The 18,353-nt window shown below is 74.5% G+C and carries 8 protein-coding genes; 3 read left to right on the top strand and 5 right to left on the bottom strand.

The window, feature by feature from the left end:
* Positions 1–4: 4 nt before the first annotated feature.
* Positions 5–9,739: a calcium-binding protein gene (locus Q6347_RS11835; protein ID WP_304607448.1), complete on the bottom strand. Its 9,735-nt coding sequence runs from the start codon at positions 9,737–9,739 to the stop codon at positions 5–7.
* Positions 9,740–10,010: 271 nt separating this feature from the next.
* Between Q6347_RS11835 and Q6347_RS11830 the strand changes: the two genes are divergently transcribed.
* From Q6347_RS11830 to Q6347_RS11820, 3 genes are read left to right on the top strand one after another with little or no spacing between them, the layout of a single operon-like run.
* Entirely contained in the window at positions 10,011–10,919 is a 909-nt protein-coding gene (locus tag Q6347_RS11830; RefSeq protein WP_171245981.1) for a Sir2 family NAD-dependent protein deacetylase, read from the top strand.
* A gap of 56 nt (positions 10,920–10,975) precedes the next feature.
* Positions 10,976–13,072 (top strand): acyltransferase family protein, encoded by a 2,097-nt coding sequence (locus Q6347_RS11825; RefSeq protein WP_304607447.1) that lies wholly within the window; start codon positions 10,976–10,978, stop codon positions 13,070–13,072.
* 9 nt (positions 13,073–13,081) lie between these two features.
* Positions 13,082–14,605: an NAD(P)/FAD-dependent oxidoreductase gene (locus Q6347_RS11820; RefSeq protein ID WP_304607446.1), complete on the top strand. Its 1,524-nt coding sequence runs from the start codon at positions 13,082–13,084 to the stop codon at positions 14,603–14,605.
* A gap of 10 nt (positions 14,606–14,615) precedes the next feature.
* Here Q6347_RS11820 and Q6347_RS11815 read toward each other — a convergent pair whose 3' ends face one another.
* The 4 genes from Q6347_RS11815 to tadA all read right to left on the bottom strand — a co-directional run bounded on the left by Q6347_RS11815 (position 14,616) and on the right by tadA (position 18,123).
* On the bottom strand, positions 14,616–15,509 hold the full coding sequence (locus Q6347_RS11815; protein WP_304607445.1) for a DUF4097 family beta strand repeat-containing protein: 894 nt from the start codon (positions 15,507–15,509) through the stop codon (positions 14,616–14,618).
* On the bottom strand, positions 15,506–16,165 hold the full coding sequence (locus Q6347_RS11810) for a response regulator transcription factor (RefSeq protein ID WP_171245977.1): 660 nt from the start codon (positions 16,163–16,165) through the stop codon (positions 15,506–15,508). Before Q6347_RS11810 ends, Q6347_RS11815 begins: the two co-directional genes overlap by 4 nt.
* A complete protein-coding gene (locus tag Q6347_RS11805; protein ID WP_304607444.1) occupies positions 16,153–17,502 on the bottom strand; it encodes a sensor histidine kinase in 1,350 nt (449 codons plus the stop codon). The genes Q6347_RS11810 and Q6347_RS11805 overlap by 13 nt, the downstream gene beginning before the upstream one ends.
* 189 nt (positions 17,503–17,691) lie before the next feature.
* Positions 17,692–18,123, bottom strand: coding sequence for a tRNA adenosine(34) deaminase TadA (gene tadA / locus Q6347_RS11800; protein ID WP_304604626.1), 432 nt, complete (start codon positions 18,121–18,123; stop codon positions 17,692–17,694).
* Positions 18,124–18,353: the final 230 nt, after the last annotated feature.

The following is an 18,353-nucleotide window of genomic DNA, read 5'->3' as shown; positions in this document are numbered from 1 at the left end:
GGCGTCACGGCGCGTCGCAGGCGGCCGGGGAGTCGAAGTGCCCCGGCGTCGTCGGGAACGCGCTGCCCGACCCGTGCTCCTTCTCCCCCGGCTCGACGATCGCCAGCTCGAGGTAGGCCGAGGTGCCCTCGTCCGCGGCCTCGTCCGGCGTCCGGCCGGCGCCGGCACCGTAGGCGACACCCTGCAGGAACGCCTTCATCGACGGGCTGTGCTGGCGCAGGTCGTTCCACCCGCCGTACGCCGCGTTGCAGTGCGAGTACAGGTTGAACGCGCCGTTCCAGTCGATGAGCCGGTCGTCCTGGTCGCTCGGCCCGTTCGCCGACTCGTTGCCCTGCATCACGTCACGGTCCTTGCCGCCGTAGATCCAGTCCGTTCCGTGATGGTGCTGGTCGTTCGTGACGTCCCCGTCGTCGGTGTCGGTCATCGCGAACCAGGCGCACGGGTCCACGACCTCGCCGAGCGTCCCCTGCGGGGCGTCGGCGAGCGTGCAGGTCACGCCCGGGTCGGAGGCCGATCCGCGCGGCTTCCAGTCGAGGATGTCCGCGCCGACCACGGAGTCCGTCCCGGAGCCCGGCACCGACTCGCCGCCGAACACGAGGTCGACGTACTGGTCCTCGTCACCCCGGTCGGGTGACCCGTCGGGCAGCCCGCGGCCGCCCCAGAGGACGTCGGAGCCGGCCCCGCCGAACACGGAGTCGCCGCCGTCGTCACCGTTGGCGAGGTCGTCGCCCGCGGCGCCGAACACGACGTCGCGGTCGGCCCCGCCACGGATCCGGTCGGCACCGCCGACGGTCTCGCCCGGGTGCGGCATCGGCGCGTCGGCCGTGTCCACCCAGGCCCGGTCCTCGACGTCGGAGAACAGGTCGACCCGGCGGTCGAACGTGCCCGGCCGCAGCCCGGTGTACGACTCGTCCGGCACACCCTTCACCGAGACCGTGAAGGTGCCCTCCTCGGTGGTGTCGATCCACTGGCCGACGATCCCGCCACGGTCGCCGAGGATCGTGTCCTGGCCCCCGTCGCCGAACAGGTCGTCGTCGCCGAGCCCGCCGATCACGTCGTCGGCCCCGGCGTCGCCGTGCACGGTGTCGTCGCCGTCCTGGCTCCACAGCCGGTCGTCGCCGTCGTCGCCGTCGATCGTGTCGTCGCCGAACGCACCGGCGGGTTCGCAGGTGTCCTGGTCCTCGGTGCAGAACCGGGTGACGCCGTCGTGCCCGGCCGGCAGCGCGTCCGGGTCGTGCAGCCGCACCGTGAACAGGCGGTCGGGGTAGGCGGGGTCGCCGGTGTCCACCGGGTAGCGGTCCGGCTCCACGCGGTCGGCCCAGCTCCCGGTCGACTCGTCCTCGACCGGGTCGCGCAGCAGCGTGCCGTTGTCGCCGAGGACGACGTCGTGCTCCCCGTTGCCGGAGACCACGTCGCCCGCGTCGCGGTGCCCGGCGATCGCCGACCCACCGATCAGGTCGTCCTGACCGTCCCCGGCGGTCTCGGCCAGCACCGACGGCGTCCCGCGCCACAGCCCGGAGGGCACCGGCACGGAGTGGCCGAGCGCCGCCGCCTCGTCGCCGACGATCTCCACCACCGGCGCGTCGCCGCGGATCACGTCCGCGGCCCCGTTGCCCTCGACGTAGTCGTCGTGCGGCCCGCCGCTCAGGGCGTCGCCGCCGTCCTGTCCCCAGACCAGGTCGACGCCGTTCCCGCCGGAGACGAGGTCGGCACCACCCTGCGCCGAGGCCAGGTCGTACGGGACCACCGAGCGCTGCTGCACGAGCGAGCCGTCGGTCGAGGACCGCACCAGCACCGAGGTCGTGGCCCCCTCGCCGCGCAGGATCGTCCCGTCGTCGCCGAGGATCGCGTCGTCGCCGGTCTCGCCGAACAGCAGGTCGCCGTCGTCACCCTGACCCGTGGACGCCCCCGTCCCGGTGCCGGGCTCGTCGGACGACGGTGTCGCCGCCGGGGTGGTCGAGCCGCCCACGAGGTCGTCGTCACCGGGGCCGCCCTCGACCCAGTCGACACCCGGTCCGCCCTCGACGGCGTCGTCCGCGCCGCCGCCGTCGAGCCGGTCGGGGTCGGCCTGGCCGAGGAGCACGTCCTCGTCGCCGTCGCCGCGCAGCCAGTCGTCCCCGGCGTCGTCGCCGTCCGCGGCGAGACCCAGGTCGAGCAGCCGGATCGTGCGCGGCTCCGTCGTCCCGCGGTCGCGGCCAAGCAGCAGCGGGGTCACCGCACCGTCCGCGGCGACGGTGACCACACCGTTGTCGCCGAGCATCACGTCACCCTCGGACCCGCCGCGCAGGGTGTCCCCCGCGTCGGGCTGGCCCTCGGTGCCGACGCCGCCGGGCTCCCCGGTGCCGAGCGGCGTCACGCTGCCGCCCACCACGTCGTCCCGGCCCGCCTCGCCGAACGCGGTGTCCTCGCCGCGCCCGCCGACGGCCAGGTCGTCGTCGGGACCGGCCCAGATCGTGTCGCCGGCGCCCTGGCCGAAGATCGCGTCGTCGTCGGCGCCGCCGTACAGCCGGTCGGGCCCGGAGGTGCCGGCCGGCGGCGAGGCCCCGGTCTCGTGCTCGACGAGCACGCGGTCGGCGGTGTCCCGGCCGGCCAGCACCGGGGCACCCGGCGCACCGGTGGCCGCCGGGGTGATCGTCATGTTGTCACCGGCGATCACGTCCGCCCCGGCGTCGCCGAACACCCGGTCGTCGGTGTCGGCCCGCCCGGCGGCGCGGGTGCCGCCGACCAGCATGTCGTCGGCGCCACCACCGGACACGACGTCGGACCCGGCGTTGCCCTCGGCGACGTCCTCCTCGCCGTGCCCGTAGATCACGTCCGGGCCGGCGTTGCCGTAGAGCAGGTCCGGCCCGCCCTCGCCGTGGACGACGTCCTTCGCGCTGCCGCCCCAGACCTGGTCGGCCCCGGCGCCGGCGAACACCGTGTCGGTCCCGGACTGACCGCAGCCGCGGTCGTCCGCGTCCCGCAGCTCGAGCCGGTCGGCCCCGCCGCCGGCGCGCACCACGTCGACACCGATGCCGCCGATGATCAGGTCGTCGTCGTCCGCCGCGTTCGGCGCACCGGGCTCGTCCGCGTCCGGCATGTCGGAGTCGCTCGCCACCGGGTCGCCGGCGACGCAGAGCTCGCCGGGCCGGTAGGCGTCGCCCCAGGCCTGCGCGCCACCGTCGCCGCCGACGACGTGGTCGCGGTCGGCACCGCCGACCAGCACGTCCTCCTGCGGCACGGCGTCCTCCGGCAGCGGCAGGCGGGTGACCTCGTGGTCCGGGCCGAACCCGTCGTCGCCGGTGCCGAACGAGAGCTCGTGCGGCTCGGCGAGCACGTAGTCGTCGTCCGGGCCGCCGAACACCCAGTCCCCGCCGAAGCCGCCGGACAGGATGTCCTCGTCGGCCCCGCCGAACAGGTACGCGCGCTGCGGCGGCGGGCTGCCCAGCGACCCCGCCTGGACGACGTCGCGGACCGTCGAGCCGATGACCAGGTCGTTGCCGGCCCCGGTGTCGACGTTGTTGGCCTGCGCCGGGTCGTCCACGCTGTCCGGACGTCCGTCGCCGTCGGCGAGCGCCCCGAGCTGGGCCGCGCTGAGTGCGGACCCGGGCGTGTAGGGCTCGCCCTGGATCGTGACGTCGGCGTTCGCGCCGAACGGCAGGTCGGCCCGCTGACCGGTGAAGACGACGTCGTCCCCGGGGCCGGCGGTGATCCGGTCGGCACCGTGGCCGCCGGCCAGCAGGTTCGTCGCCCCGCCGCGGTCGGCGCCCTGCTCGCCGACGACGCCGATGACGTCGTCCCCGCCGTTGCCCCAGACCACGTTGCGGTTCAGGCCGACGTTGACGGTGTCGTCACCGCCGCCGTCCTGCTCACCGGGGTCGCCGAGGGCGACGGCCACCTCGACGCCGTCGACGGTCGCGACCGTGGCGTCGAGCGTGGTGTCCCCCGCGACGAACGCGCGGCCCTGCGCGGTGCCGATCGTGTCGTCGTCCGCGCCGCCGGAGACCCGCACGGTGACGCCGTCCGGGTTGGCGGTCACGACCTTGTCGTCGCCGCCCCGGGCGTCGACCCAGGCCGGGCCGATGTCGGTGCGGATGACGTCGTCGGCCTCGGAGCCGCGCACGACGACGGCGGTGCGGAACCCGGCGGCCACCTCGCCGCCGACGTCACCCGGGTCGTCCCCGGGCGGCGGCGCCTCGCTGTCCCCGACGAACGAGACCTGCAGCGGCGTCGTCCGGCCCCGCCCGTCGAGCAGCACCCGGTCGACCTCGCCGTCGAAGCTGGAGGTGAACCCGCTCCACTGCACGGTGTAGCCGACGACGGGCCAGCCGCCCTCGGGCTCGGTCCCCGCGGAGTAGTCGTGGCGCTCGATGACGGTGAACACCTCGGCGTCGTCCTCGGGGTCCTCGTGCGCGTCCCACGCGGAGTCGCCGCGCTTGCCGTCCACGCCGAGCCGGCCCGCGTAGACCACGAGGTAGTCGGTGCCGTCGACCTCGTCCACGGCGCCCAGCGTGGGCGGCGGGGGCTCGCAGTCGGGTTCCGCGGAGAAGTCGAGCAGGGTGATGTCCGCGATCGTCTGGGTGAAGCTCACCGAGAAGATGCTCACGCCGAGCGTGATCCCGAGCCGCAGGAACAGGTACACGCGCCCGCTCATCGTGAACAGGCAGATCGGACTGCGCTTGACCTGCTCCCCGATCTCGGACAGGCGGAACTTGCCGTCGTCGTTCGGGTCGTTCCAGAAGAACGAGATCGTGAGCCCGACGCCGCCGGTGAGACTGACCTCGATGACCACCAGCGACACCGCGACGCCCGCGGCCAGCTCGCCGTAGAACGTCAGCACCGGCACCGGCTTGCCGTCGAGGTCGGTGGTGGCGAAGTACAGCGAGTCGAGGGCGTCCAGCACGCCGACGCCGGTGCCGTCGCGCCAGGCCTCGACGGCCTTGCGCAGCCCGTAGGTGTCCAGGCCGGCGATGATGCGCGCCTCGACGCCCGCGGACCCCGACAGGGTGATGAGCACCGGCGGCGGTGCGTACACCGGGCCGAAGGACTGCTTCATCGAGAAGCCGAGCTTCAGGGGCCCGGAATCGAACCGCACGATCTCGACGTCGCCGCCGACGAGCAGGTTCGCGACCTGCTCGGGCTGCTCGAGGAACGTGAAGGTGAACCCGTAGCGCTCGGAGTCGAAGCCCGCCGTCGTGATGTTGGTCGGGCTGAGGTCCGCGACGACCTGAGCGGCCCCGCCGGTCGGCGCCGGCCCGGCGGCGTAGGACGCCTTGAGCTTCTCGAGCTGGTCCGGGGTCGCCGCCGTGGTCTTGGCCGCGGCACCGTCGAGCGCCAGGTCGCCGATCGGCAGGATGACGCCGCCGTCCTCCGGGGCCGCGCTGCTGAGGAGCTCGTCGACCGTGTTCGCCGTCTCGACGATCTGCAGGATCGTCTTCACGGCGGTGATGTCCGTGCCGCCCGCCAGCGTGCTGTACAGCTCCGCAAGCGTCACGAGCGAGATCTCCGGTCCGCCGGCGGCCTGCGACAGGTCCGTCAGCACCGGGATGGGCGCGTAGAGGGTGTCGATGATCGGGCGCAGCGGGTCGATCGCCTGGTTGATGGTGTCGATCGCCGGCTTGATCTGCCCGCTGAGGAACTGCCCGAGGTCGAGCCCGATGTCCGTGAAGGCGATCGACGGCGTCCCCACGACGCCGTTGGAGGCGTTGCCGAACGTCGGTGCGTACGTCCCGGCGTCGTCGGGTGCCTCGCACTCGGACCCGGAGCCGCCGCCCCCGCCGCTCTCCCAGCCCACCGACCAGCGCAGGCAGAAGTCGGTGGCGATGCCGGGTAGCGTCTGCCCGTCCATCTCGGGGGCCGCGGCCAGCGCCCAGAACACGTCGATGTCGAACGAGGCGGCCAGGTCCACGTGGTCACGCGGCGAGGAGACGAGGTCGGCCACGGGCAGCGCCTCGAGGTCCTCGCCGTCGATGGTGATCGCGTCCGGGGTACCGGTCAGGTCGATGCTGAGCTCGGCCTGCAGCTCGTCGGACGCCGCGTCCTTCTTGTCGGCCGTGACCTGCAGCACCGCGAGCTCCGCCTGGAGGTCGGGGTCCGACCCGGCGTCCTCGAGCCGGGCCGTGGCGACGGCGTAGCCCTCGGGCACGTCGTCGTCGCCGTTGTCGGTGAGCAGCACGACGCCGGACTCCTTGTCCAGCGCGAGGCGGACGCGGAAGCCGTAGTCGAGGCTGACCCCGACGCCGCCGGCGCCGTCGGCCGCGCTCGCCCGCAGCGCCAGCCCGGGGATGCCCAGGTCGAGCGGCACGGTCTCGGAGAACTCCGGGGCGCCGGCGTCGCCGCCGCTGCCCGGGTCGTAGGCCCACTCCAGGACGATCGTGTCGATCGCCCGCACGTTCGCGGTGCAGTCGGCCTGCGGGTAGTCGGCCTCGGCCGGGTCGTCGGGCGCCGCGGACGGGGTCCCGGTGCCGTCGTCGACGTAGCTCGCGCCGGCCACGTCGGAGATCTGCTCCCAGGTGGTGCCGCCGTCGGTGCTGCGCACCACGTAGTAGCCGGTGGCGCGCGGGTTCTCCGTCCAGGTCAGCTCGTTGCGCGGGCCCTCCGCGGCGAGGGCCGCGTCGTTGTCGACGGAGTCCGTGCCGGACCAGCCGGTGGGGTCCCCGTCGGCGTTGTGCGCCACGATCGCGTACGTGTAGGTCGTGTCCGCCGTGACCGTGTCGACGGCGGAGACGGACAGACCCGTAGCGGGCTCCAGCAGGCCGCAGTACTCGCTCAAGGTCACCCCAGGCGCGGACTCGAGGGTGGCCTTGGCGTCGGCGTAGCCGGTCTCCAGCGCCGCGTCCGTGTCCTCGACGAGCTGCTCGATCTCGGTCCGGGCGTCCTCCAGCGTCGTGGCGGCGTCGGCGAGCTGCTGGCCGATGAGGGGGAAGTTCCCGCCGCCGCTGAGCGTCTGCAGCGCCTCGGAGACGATCCCGAGGTAGGTCAGGAGCGACTCCGGCAGCGCGAGCAGGTCGAGCTCGGAGTCGTACAGCAGCGCCGTGAGGTCGCCCAGGTCGTCGGGCAGGTCGATGTCGGGGGCCGGCAGCGCCTCGCCGCCGCTGAGCGTCCCGTCACCGGGCAGGTCCTGGGTGACCGACAGCGTGCCGAGCGAGGTGCCGACGACGGACACGGGCGCGTCCACGCAGAGCAGCCGCGGCCCGCCGGAGCAGTCGTCGGTGCCGGTCAGGGACAGGTCCCCGCCGAGCAGGTCCCCGAGCCCGACGGCACCGGACGCCCCGTAGGAGCCGGTCAGCCCGACGGCACCGAGCGTGCCGCCGTCGCCGAGCTGGGCGGACAGGCCCGCCACGGACACGGCGAACTGCCCGTCGACGGACCCGCTGGCCGACGCCGTGACGTTCGGGTCGACGACGCGCAGGGTGGCGGCGTCCCCGGCGTCCTCGAACGGGGTGCCGAGGGAGACCGCGAGCCCGGCGCTGGCGTCGACCTCGGCGGACAGGTCCACCTCGGCGTCGGCGTTCGCGCTGACCAGCGGCACGTCCCCGAGGTCGAAGGAGAGCGGCGCGGACGTCTGGTACGACCGGGCGACCGCGACGTCGAGCACGAGCGCCGGGGTGCCGTCGACCTCGGTGAGCTCGACGGGCAGGTCGGCGCCGATGGCGTCCTCGAGCAGCCCCAGCAGGTCCTGCAGGTTCTCCGGCGGCGTGGTGCTGACCTCCTCCAGCACGGCGGAGAGCTCGGTGGCCGTGGCCAGCCCGTCCGCGGCGCCGGTGAGCACGTCGCCGATGCTCGTGTCGACCAGCGGCAGCGACACGTCCGCGGTGTCCCCGAGCAGGTCGGTGGAGCGCAGCCCGGCGTCGAACAGGGTCAGGACGCTCAGCAGCCGGCCGAGCATCGCCAGGGGGTCGTCGGTGTCGACGTCGAGGGCGAGCAGGTCGGTCAGCCCCGACTCGATCGTGGGCGTGCAGGAGTCCGGGATCTGGGTCACGTCGCAGTCGACGGAGAAGGTGGCGGCGCCGCCGTCGGAGCTGAAGCTGCGCCCCTCGAGCGGCACGTCCACCTGGCCGGTGCCGGTGACGTGCACGTCGACGGCGGCCGTCACGCCCGACGGCACCGCGGTGATCTCGTCCATCACCTCACCGAGCGTCCGGTACGTGGTGCCGCCGAGGGCCAGGGTGAGCATCGGGTCGCCCCCGGTCTCCGGCCCGACGGCGAGGCTGCCGTCCACCTCCACGCCGACGAACCCGATCTGCCCGGCCGTGGTGAAGCTCGCGGTGATCGGGAAGGAGGCCGAGGCCGTGGCCGAGCGGAACAGCATCCGGTCGATACCGATGGGCGCCTCGTCGTAATGGGCGACGACCTCCCCGTCGGGGCCGGTCTGCGGCTGCGGCTCGTCGAACACGACGGGGTCCTGCAGGTCGAGGGCGAGCTCGATCTCGACGCTGTAGTCGCGGGTGGTCTGGGCACCCGGGGTCTGCTCCGGCTCGTTCGCCCCGGTGACCTGCTGGCCCCCGGGCGCCGTGAGCAGGTTGCCGAGCTCGACCAGACCGGTCTTGACGCCGGCCTCCTCGGCGCCGGGCGTGGGCACGAACAGGTCGCCGGGGCCCTCGTCGCTGCGGGTGAACGTCAGGGTGAAGGGCAGCCGGTGGTTCGTGGCGTCGTAGTCCGCGACGGCGACGCCGAGGCCGGTGCCGGAGGCGTTGATCGCGGCGAAGAGCTCCTCGAGGCTGGTCCAGGCCGGGATGCCGGCGTCGTCGCCCTCCTGGGGGATCTGGTCGGTGAGGAACGTCGTGAGGTTCTCCGCCAGGTGCACGGCGTCCGCGACCGTGCCGCGCATGAACGGCAGGTCGACGTTGTCCGGGGTCCGCTGCATCGCCACGACCGTGGACTTGAGCAGCACGAGGCCCTCGGCGACGTCCCGCTGGGACATGTTGAGGAAGTCGCCGAGGACGTCGAAGTCCGCGTCCGGCGTGACGCTGAGGGTGGCGGCGTCGCTCAGGTCGGTCCAGGTGAAGGCGATGCCGCCCGCGACGGCGGGGACGTACCCGGCCTCGGTGGTGACCGTGAGGTTCCCGCTCGCGGAAGACGACGTCAGCTCGACGGTGCTCAGGCCGACGGCGGACCCGTCGACGGACAGCTCCCCGTCCCCGGGCGTGCCGTCCGTCCCGGCGAAGGCCAGCCGCCCGTCGCCGTCGGGGTCGTCGAGGGTCCCGCCGTAGGTCGCGTGCAGCGCGACGTCGTCGCTGGTGACCGTTCCTCCGAAGAGGCCCACCGACGTGGTGACGGTGCCGTCGAACCCGTCGAGGTCGACCGAGGCGAAGAGCTCGGGGGCGTCCGGACCGTCGGCGACGACGAAGAACTCCTCCGTCCCGCCGATCTCCTCGGAGCCGACCGTGAACTCGAGCCCCACGCTCACCGCCACCGTGACCTCGCCCGGACCCGAGGACAGGGGAAATCCCGGTTCGAGCGAGAAAGCGGCCGGGACGTCCTGACTGACCTCGAGTCGGTAGCGGCCGCCCCCCAGGGCGGACAGGTCGTTGCCGAACCCGGTGTCCGCGTCGGCCAGCACCTGCGCCGGGGACACGTTGACCACCGGCAGGGGGGTCGCCCAGACCTCTTGCTCGGCGAATCCGAGGGCCCACGCGGCGACGTCCTCGGCGAAGTCGTCCACCGGATCGGCGTACGCCGGTGGTGCGACGAGCACCGTCGCGGTGACGGCTGCTGCAGTGACGATCCCGATGCCGGCCGACTCGCGCAGTCTGCGCATGTCCCGCTCCCGCGTCCTGGTCCGCCCTCGGTGGTGGGCGGACTCGACAGTGCCCCCGCGCTGCGTACAAGACACCACGCTTCCTGTGATCCAGGTCACTCGCTGGCGCGGCCGGCGATTTCACCCCTGGTCGGAGCCTCGGCGCGACGGCGGCCGTCGCGGTGACGACCCGGGATACCCGTCCGCGGACCGACGCCCGGGTGACCCGCACGACAGCCGGGGCGTGACCCGAGCCACCGCTCCGGAGGTCCGGTCGTCGTACGCTCGACGGGTGGAACCCGCCGCCCGACCGCTCGCGCCGACGTATCAGGAACGTCGCTGGGAGCTGCCGCCCGACGCGGTGATCCAGCACGGGGACGTCGTCGACGCGGCGCGCCTGCTGCGGGGCGGCACGTTCACGGCGCTGACGGGCGCCGGCATCTCCACCGACTCGGGGATCCCCGACTACCGCAGCCCCGACTCCCCGCCCCGCAACCCGATGACGTACCAGCAGTTCGTCGGCGACCCGGACTTCCGCCGGCACTACTGGGCTCGCAACCACGTCGGGTGGCGGCACGTGCACCGCACCCACCCGAACGAGGGCCACCGGGTGCTGGCCGACCTCGAGGACCGCGGCATCGTGCGCGGGGTCATCACCCAGAACGTCGACCTGCTGCACGAGGACGCGGGGTCACGCACCGTCATCGACCTGCACGGACGCTACGACTCGGTCGTCTGCCTGAGCTGCGGCCGCACCATCTCCCGCGCCCATCTGGCCGAGCGTCTCGACGCCCTGAACCCGGGGTTCATCGAGTCCGTGCTCGACGGCGGCACCACCGTCGCCGACGTGGAGGTCGCCCCCGACGCGGACGCCGTCATCGCCCGCACCTCCCACTTCAACCCGGCCGACTGCGAGTTCTGCGGCGGGGTGCTCAAGCCCGAGATCGTCTACTTCGGCGAGAACGTGCCGCGCGAGCGGGTCGAGCGAGCCTTCGCGCTCGTCGAGTCGGCCGACGCCCTGCTCGTGGCCGGCACGAGCCTGACGGTGATGAGCGGCCTGCGCTTCGTGCGCCGCGCCGCCAAGAACGGTCAGCCCGTCGTCATCGTCAACCGCGGCGAGACCCGGGGCGACCCGCTGGCCACCGTCAAGGTGGACGCCGGGGCGAGCGAGACGCTCGCGGCGCTGGCCGAGCTGCTCTGAGCCGGCGACCGACCGCCGGGCAGCCGCTCCCAGCCGTGGATGAGATGCTCTGACCCGTGTCCACCCCCTCCTCCCCGCGGACCGACATCCAGGGTCTGCGTGCCGTCGCCGTCGCCGCGGTGCTCGGCTTCCACCTGTGGCCGGCCGCGGTCACCGGCGGGTACGTCGGCGTGGACGTGTTCTTCGTCGTCTCCGGGTTCCTCATCACGAGCCACCTGCTGCGGCGCCCGATCCGCAGCGGCCGCGACCTGCTGGACTTCTGGGGACGACGCGTCCGCCGCCTGATCCCGGCCGCCAGCCTCGTCCTGCTCGTCACCCTGGTCGCCGCTGCCGTGTGGCTGCCCGTCACCGCGCTGGCGCAGGTCGGCCGGGAGGTGCTCGCCTCGGCGCTGTACGTGGAGAACTGGGTGCTGGCCGCGAGCGAGACAGACTACCTGGCGGCGGACCAGCTCCACTCCCCCGTCCAGCACTACTGGTCGCTGTCCATCGAGGAGCAGTTCTACCTGCTGTGGCCCCTGCTCCTCGCCGCCGTGGCCTGGCTCGGCGTGCGCCTCGCCCGGCGCACCGGCACGGTCGGCCGCGTCGACGGCGAGCGGCCGACGGCGGTGCTCGCCGTCGCGCTGACCGGCACGGTCGTCGTGGCGTCCCTCGGCTGGTCGGTGTGGGCCACCCGGGTCGAGCCGGCCGCCGCCTACTTCGTGTCGACGACCCGGTTCTGGGAGCTCGGGCTCGGCGGCCTGCTCGCCGCGGTGCTCGCCGTCCGCGCCGGCACATCGCGCATGCTGCTGCGCCACGACGGGGTGCGCGCCGCGACCGCCTGGCTCGGTCTGGTGATGATCGTCGCGGCCGTCCTCACCTACGACTCCGCCACCGCGTTCCCCGGCTACACGGCGCTGCTGCCGACCGTGGGCACCGCGCTGGTCATCGCCGCGGACGCCGACGACACCCGCACTGGCCCCGGCGCCCTGCTGCGCGTGCGGCCGGTGCAGTGGCTGGGCGACACCTCCTACTCGGCCTACCTGTGGCACTGGCCGCTCGTGGTCATCGTGCCGTTCGCGATCGGGCGCGAGCTGACCGCCGCCGACATGCTCGCGGTGCTCGCGGTGACGCTGCTGCTGGCCGCGGTCTCCCGCCGGTACGTGGAGGAGCGCCTGCGCTGGCAGCCGCTGCTGACCCGGCGGCTCGCCGCCACGTTCGTCCTGCTCGCCGGGACCGTCGTCGTGGTCGGCGGCACCGCCGCGGCCGTGACCGCGCAGGCCACCGCGGACGAGCGCGAGGCGATCACCGAGGCCCGGGCCGCCGTCGCCGAGGCCGCCCCGTGCGTGGGCGCCACCGTGGTGCGGGACGACTCCTGCGCGGACCCGGGCCTGGTCTGGCCGCCCGAGGCCGCCGCCGACGACAAGCCCGCCGTGTACGACGACGGCTGCTGGAACAACTCACCCTTCACCACGCGGAACACCTGCACCTACGGCGAGGAGGAGGACCCGACGGCGCGGATCGCCCTGGTGGGCAACTCCCACGCCGGGCACTGGCTGCCCGCGCTCGAGGACGCGATCGCCACCGAGGGCTGGCGCCTCGACACCTACCTGCAGTCCGTCTGCTACACCGTCGACCTGCCCCTGGAGCTCCCCGGGGAGGGCGTCTCCGAGGCCTGCCGGGACACCAACCGGTGGGCCGTGGACAGCATCGTCGGCGGCGACTACGACCTGGTGATCATGTCGAACCGCACCCACCAGCCGTTGGCGGACGTGGCACCGCAGGACCAGGAACGCGTCGCGCAGGAGGCCTACGTCGAGACCCTGGCGGCGTTCACCGACGCCGGGCTGCCCGTCGTCGTGCTGCGCGACACCCCGGCCATGCCCGAGAACGTGCCGGACTGCCTCACGCAGCACCGCGACGACCCGGACGCCTGCGGCGCGCCGCCGGAGGTGGCGCTGGAGCCGGACCCCCTGGCCGCGGCCGCGAGCGCCGACACCACCGGCGCGGTGAGCGTCACCAGCGTCGAGGACCTCATGTGCGACGACGTCTGCCACCCGGTGGTCGGCGGCGTCACGGCGTACTTCGACCACGGGCACCTGACGACGACGTTCGCCCGGACCCTGGCCCCCGAGGTCGCGGGGGCCGTGCGCGCGGGGCTGCGCCAGGAGTCCTAGGCTTCCTGCATGGAGGACGTGGTCGTCGTCGGGTCGGGCCCGAACGGCCTGGCTGCCGCCGTCACGCTCGCCCGGGTCGGACTGTCCGTGACGGTGCTCGAGGCGTTGCCCACGGCGGGCGGCGGTGCCCGCACGCTGGACCTCGACCTGGCACCCGGGCTGACGTACGACGTCTGCTCGGCCGTGCACCCCATGGCGTGGGCGTCACCGTTCTTCCGTGCCTTCGACCTGCCCGCCCACGGCGTCGAGCTGGTCACCCCCGAGATCTCCTACGCCCAGCCGCTGCCCGACGGCCGGGCCGGGATCGCCTACCGCGACCTGGAGCGCACGGCCGACCGGCTCGGGGTCGACGGCGGCGCCTGGCGGTCCCTGCTGGGCCCGCTGGCCGCGCGCTGGGAGGCGGTGGTCGCCGTCGGGATGAGCGACAAGCGGTCGCTGCCCCGGGGAGTGTCCGACGTCGGTGGCCTGCTCGGTGCCGCACAGTTCGGGGCGGCGATGCTCGAGCAGGGCACCGGGGCGTGGAGCGCCCGGTTCCGCACCGAGGAGGCCGCCGCGCTGCTCACCGGTGTCGCGGCGCACACGATCGCCCCGATGCCGTCGCTCGGGGCGGCGGGCACCGCGCTGCTGCTCGGGGCGCTGGGGCACGCCGTCCCCGACGGCGCCGGCACGTCCCCGGACGGCACGTCCCCGGGCGGCGCGACCTCGGCAGGGTTCGACGGCGGCTGGCCGATCCCTCGCGGGGGGTCCGGCGCGATCGCGGCGGCGCTGGTGGCCGACCTGGAGGCGCACGGCGGCACCGTCGTCACCGACCACCCCGTGCGGGTGTGCACGGACCTGCCCTCGGCGCACGTGTACCTGTTCGACACCCCGGCGAGCACGCTGCTCGACGTCATCGGCGACGCCCTGTTCCCCACCTGCCGGCGCGCGCTCTCCCGGTTCCCCGCGGGCAACGCGGCGGCCAAGGTCGACCTGGTGCTCGACGGGCCGGTGCCCTGGGCGGACCCGGAGGTCGCGGGGGCGGGCACGGTGCACGTCGGCGGCACCCGGGCGGAGATGGCGTGGGCGGAGGCGGCGGTCGCCGCGGGCGACCACGCGGCGGCGCCGGTGTGCCTGGTCAGCGACCCGTCGGTGGCGGACCCGTCGCGGGAGGTCGGCGGCCTGCGGCCGGTGTGGGCGTACACGCACGTGCCCGCCGGGTCGACCCGGGACGTCACGGACGTGGTCGTCGACCAGCTGGAGCGCTTCGCCCCCGGGGTGCGCGACGCCGTCGTCGCCTCCCGGTGCACCCCCGCGGCCGAGCTGGCCGGGCACAACCCGAACCTCGTCGACGGCGACATCGCGGGCGGACGGACCAGCCTGTGGCGCATGATCGCGCGACCCACCGCCGCGGCGAACCCCTACCGGCAGGCGGGGCACGTCTACCTGTGCTCGGCGTCGACGCCCCCGGGGCCCGGCGTGCACGGCATGTCCGGCTGGCACGCCGCACGCCGGGCCGCGTACGAGGTCTTCGGGATCCGTATCCCGGCGCTGTGAGGCGGCCGCGTCACGGCGCCCGGTAGGCCACGTCCCCGTTCGAGCTGTGGATCTCCACGGTCCGCGACGCCCCCGGGTCGGTCGGGGCCTCGATGATCTGCTCCCCGTTGGACGTCTCGATGGTCAGCGCCACCGGCTCGCCGTCGCCGACCACGGTGACGTCGCCGTTGCTCGTCCGGGCCACGACGTCGCCGGCGGCACCCGAGACGTCGATCTCGCCGTTGGAGGTCCGGGCCTCGGCGTCGCCGCCGACGTCCCGCAGCTCGACGTCGCCGTTGGAGGACCGGGCGACGACCCCGCCGGCGGCGTCCACGACGCCGATCCGGCCGTTCGAGGACTGCACGTCGACGTCCCCGCCGACCCGGGTCGCGTCGATCTCGCCGTTCGAGGTCCGCGCCTCCAACGAACCGCCGAGGTCCGTCGCGACCACGTCGCCGTTGGACGTCTGCAGCTCGACGGCGCCCGTCGGCCCCTCGGCCCGCACCTCGCCGTTGGCGGTGTGGACCATCACCACCGTGTCGGCCGGCACCACGGCGTGCAGCTCCCCGGCGCAGGTCCACGACCACCACACCCGGTCCGGGCAGATGTTCTCCAGCACCAGCGACCCGTCACCGGTCGCGACCGTGTACTCCGGGGTGGCCAGTCCGCCGCGGGAGACGACCTCGACGCTCACGTCCGTGACGTCGTCGTCGGCCCGCACGGTCACGTCGCCGTCGGCGACCAGCTCCACCTGCCCGACGGGGTCGTAGGACTCCAGGTCGGTGCGCGTCTCGGACAGCGCCCGGTCCACCAGGAGCAGGGCGGCCCAGGCCACCATCAGCACGCCGACGACGACGCCGATCGTGAGGAGTACCCGGGCCGCGCCGCTGCGGCGCGGCTCCGAGGGGGACAGGTCCTGGCTCATCGTGCGTCTCCGTTCCGGTCGAGCCAGCGCAGCACCGCCAGGACGCGGCGGTGCGTGTCCGCGTCCACGGGCAGCCCCAGCTTGGTGAGGATGTTGGTCACGTGCTTCTCCACGGCCGCGGACCCGACGACGAGCCGGTCCGCGATCGCGGAGTTGGACAGTCCTTCGGCCATGAGCCCGAGGACCTCGCGCTCCCGGGCGGTGAGGTCGTCCAGGTCGTGGCGGGATCGGGCGAGCACCTGCGACACGACCTCGGGATCGAGGACGGTGCCACCGGCGGCGACCCGCTCGACGGCGTCGAGGAACTCGTCGACGTCGGCCACGCGGTCCTTGAGGACGTAGCCCACCGAGCGGGTGCCGTGCGTGAACAGCTCGGCCGCGTACCGCTGCTCGACGTACTGCGAGAGCACGAGCACGGGCAGCTCCGGGTACAGGCTGCGCAGGTGCACGGCGGCACGCAGACCCTCGTCGGTGTGCGAGGGCGGCATCCGCACGTCGGTGACGAGCAGGTCCGGCAGCGACGAGCCCGGCGCGGTGAGGGCGGCGACCATCTCCTCGGCGGTGCGGTGCCCGACGACGTCGTGCCCCTCGGTCTGCAGCAACCGGGTGAGGCCGTCCAGCAGCAGGACGGAGTCCTCGGCGATCACGACACGCACGGCAGCTCCACTCGCAGACGGGTGCCCGCACCGGGCGGGCTGGTCAGGTCGAACGTGCCGTCCAGGGCGGCGACACGGCCGCGCAGGCCGGCCAGACCGGAGCCGGGACGCGCCTCGGCGCCGCCGCGGCCGTCGTCGGACACCTCGACCAGCAGGCGGTCGGTGCCCTCGGCGACGGGGACGACGGCGGCACGCACGTGGGCGCGGGTGGCCGCGGCATGCCGGGCGACGTTGGTCAGCGCCTCGGCGACGACGAAGTACGCGGCGGCCTGCACCCCGGCGCCCACGGCGTCCAGGCCGGGGCCGGCCTCCACCCGGACCGGCACGGGGCTGCGTGCCGCGAGCGCCGACAGGGCGTCGTCCAGGCCGCGGTCCGCGAGCACCGCCGGATGGATGCCGCGGACGAGGTCGCGCAGCTCGGCCAGGGTCTCCTTGACCTCGAGGTGCGCGTGCTCGACGGCCGCCACCGCGGCCGACGGGTCCCGGTCGGCGGCGCGGCGGGCCGAGCCGAGCGCGACACCGAGGGCGACGAGACGCTGCTGGGCGCCGTCGTGCAGGTCCCGCTCGATGCGGCGCCGTTCGGCGTCGGCCGCCTCCAGGGCGGCGGCACGGGTGGCGGTGAGCTCGACGGCACGCTGCCGGGCCGTGGCGGCATCGGTCTCGGCAGCGCGCGCCTCGGCCTCGGCGGCGCGCTGTGCGGTACGTGCCTCGGCCGCCGGGGAGACGCCGAGCATCGCCTGGGCCAACGCGGTCGTGGCCAGGGTGCCGAGCTGGGCCAGGACGGCGGCGAACCAGGCGAGCACGACGGCGATCGGCACCGCCCACAGCGCGGTGGGATCGGCGTCGCTCACGCGGCGCGCCCCGAGGACGACGGCGGCGACAGCACCGCTCGCCGCGGCCACGGCGAGCGTGAGGAACACGGTCGCCACGACCAGCCCGGCCAGGGTGTACGCGGTGGCGAGCCAGCCGCGCCGGTCGGCGAGCTCCGCCGTCGTCCACCCCCACCAGCCGGGCCGGGTCGGGCGCCGCCGTCCCGGGTCGCGCAGCACGACGCCGGTCTGGGCGGCGAGGCGAGCGCGCTCGGCGGTGGCGAACCACCGGGCCACCCACAGGGCCGGCGGCAGCAGGAGGAGGCCGAGCCCGAGCGCGGGCACGAGGGAGGCCGCCACGAGCACGAGGTCGAAGACCACCAGGCCCACGGAGACGAGCCAGAGGTAACCCAGCGCGAGCTGGGCGAGGCCGCGCCAGGTGGCCCCCGCCCAGGGTGCACGCAGCAGCCCCGGCAGGCTCGTGACGGCCGGCGCGGTGTCGCGCGGTGCCGCAGGTGTGCTGGTCATGTCCTCGACACTAGGCAGGCGCGTGCCGGCGCGGAATGCGGTGGACCCACGTCCTCATGGTCGGGCTGTCCCGACCCCACGGCTCGCCGTCCACCGCCCGCCGGCCACCGCGGCCCGCTGTGGGCATGAAATCTGCAGCCTCGAGAGCTCCAGAGCTGCAGATTTCATACCCACAGCGATCGGGCGCGGTCAGCGGCGCGCCTCGAAGAACTCCCGCAGCACGGCACCGCACTCCTCGGCACGGACGCCCGCGATCACCTCGACCTCGTGCAGGGACCGCTGGTCGCGCACCATGTCCCACACCGAGCCGGTCGCCCCCGCCTTGGGGTCCCACGCGCCGAGGACGAGGCGCTGCACCCGGGCCGCCACCAGCGCCCCGGCGCACATCACGCACGGTTCGAGCGTCACCACCAGCGTGCAGCCGGTCAGCCGCCACTCCCCCCAGCTCGCCGCGGCCTGGCGCAGCGCCAGCACCTCGGCGTGCGCCGTGGGGTCCCCGGTCTGCTCGCGGCGGTTGTGCCCGAGGCCGAGCAGCCGCCCATCCGGGGAGACGACGACGGCACCGACGGGCACGTCGTCCGTCGCCAGGGCGTGGGTCGCCTCGTGCAGGGCCAGGCCCATCAGGTGGTCCCACACGACGCGACGCTCGCTCAGCGTGCGCGGCGGGAAGGCATCGTCGGCCCACGGCAGGGCCAGGCCACGCTCGTCCACGGCTGCTCCTCGTCGTCGTCCCCCGACCAGCGTAGAGGCGGCCCGCCGCACCGGTGGCAGCGGGTGAAAACCCTCAGAGGATTGTCATCTTTGTTCCTTTTCGGCCGGTCCGGTGGTGGGATGAGCATCGTTCCCCCACC

The sequence above is a fragment of the Isoptericola sp. b408 genome (assembly GCF_030588085.1).
In the GTDB taxonomy this organism is placed as follows: domain Bacteria; phylum Actinomycetota; class Actinomycetes; order Actinomycetales; family Cellulomonadaceae; genus Isoptericola; species Isoptericola sediminis.
This window is presented reverse-complemented; position numbering and strand designations above follow the sequence as displayed.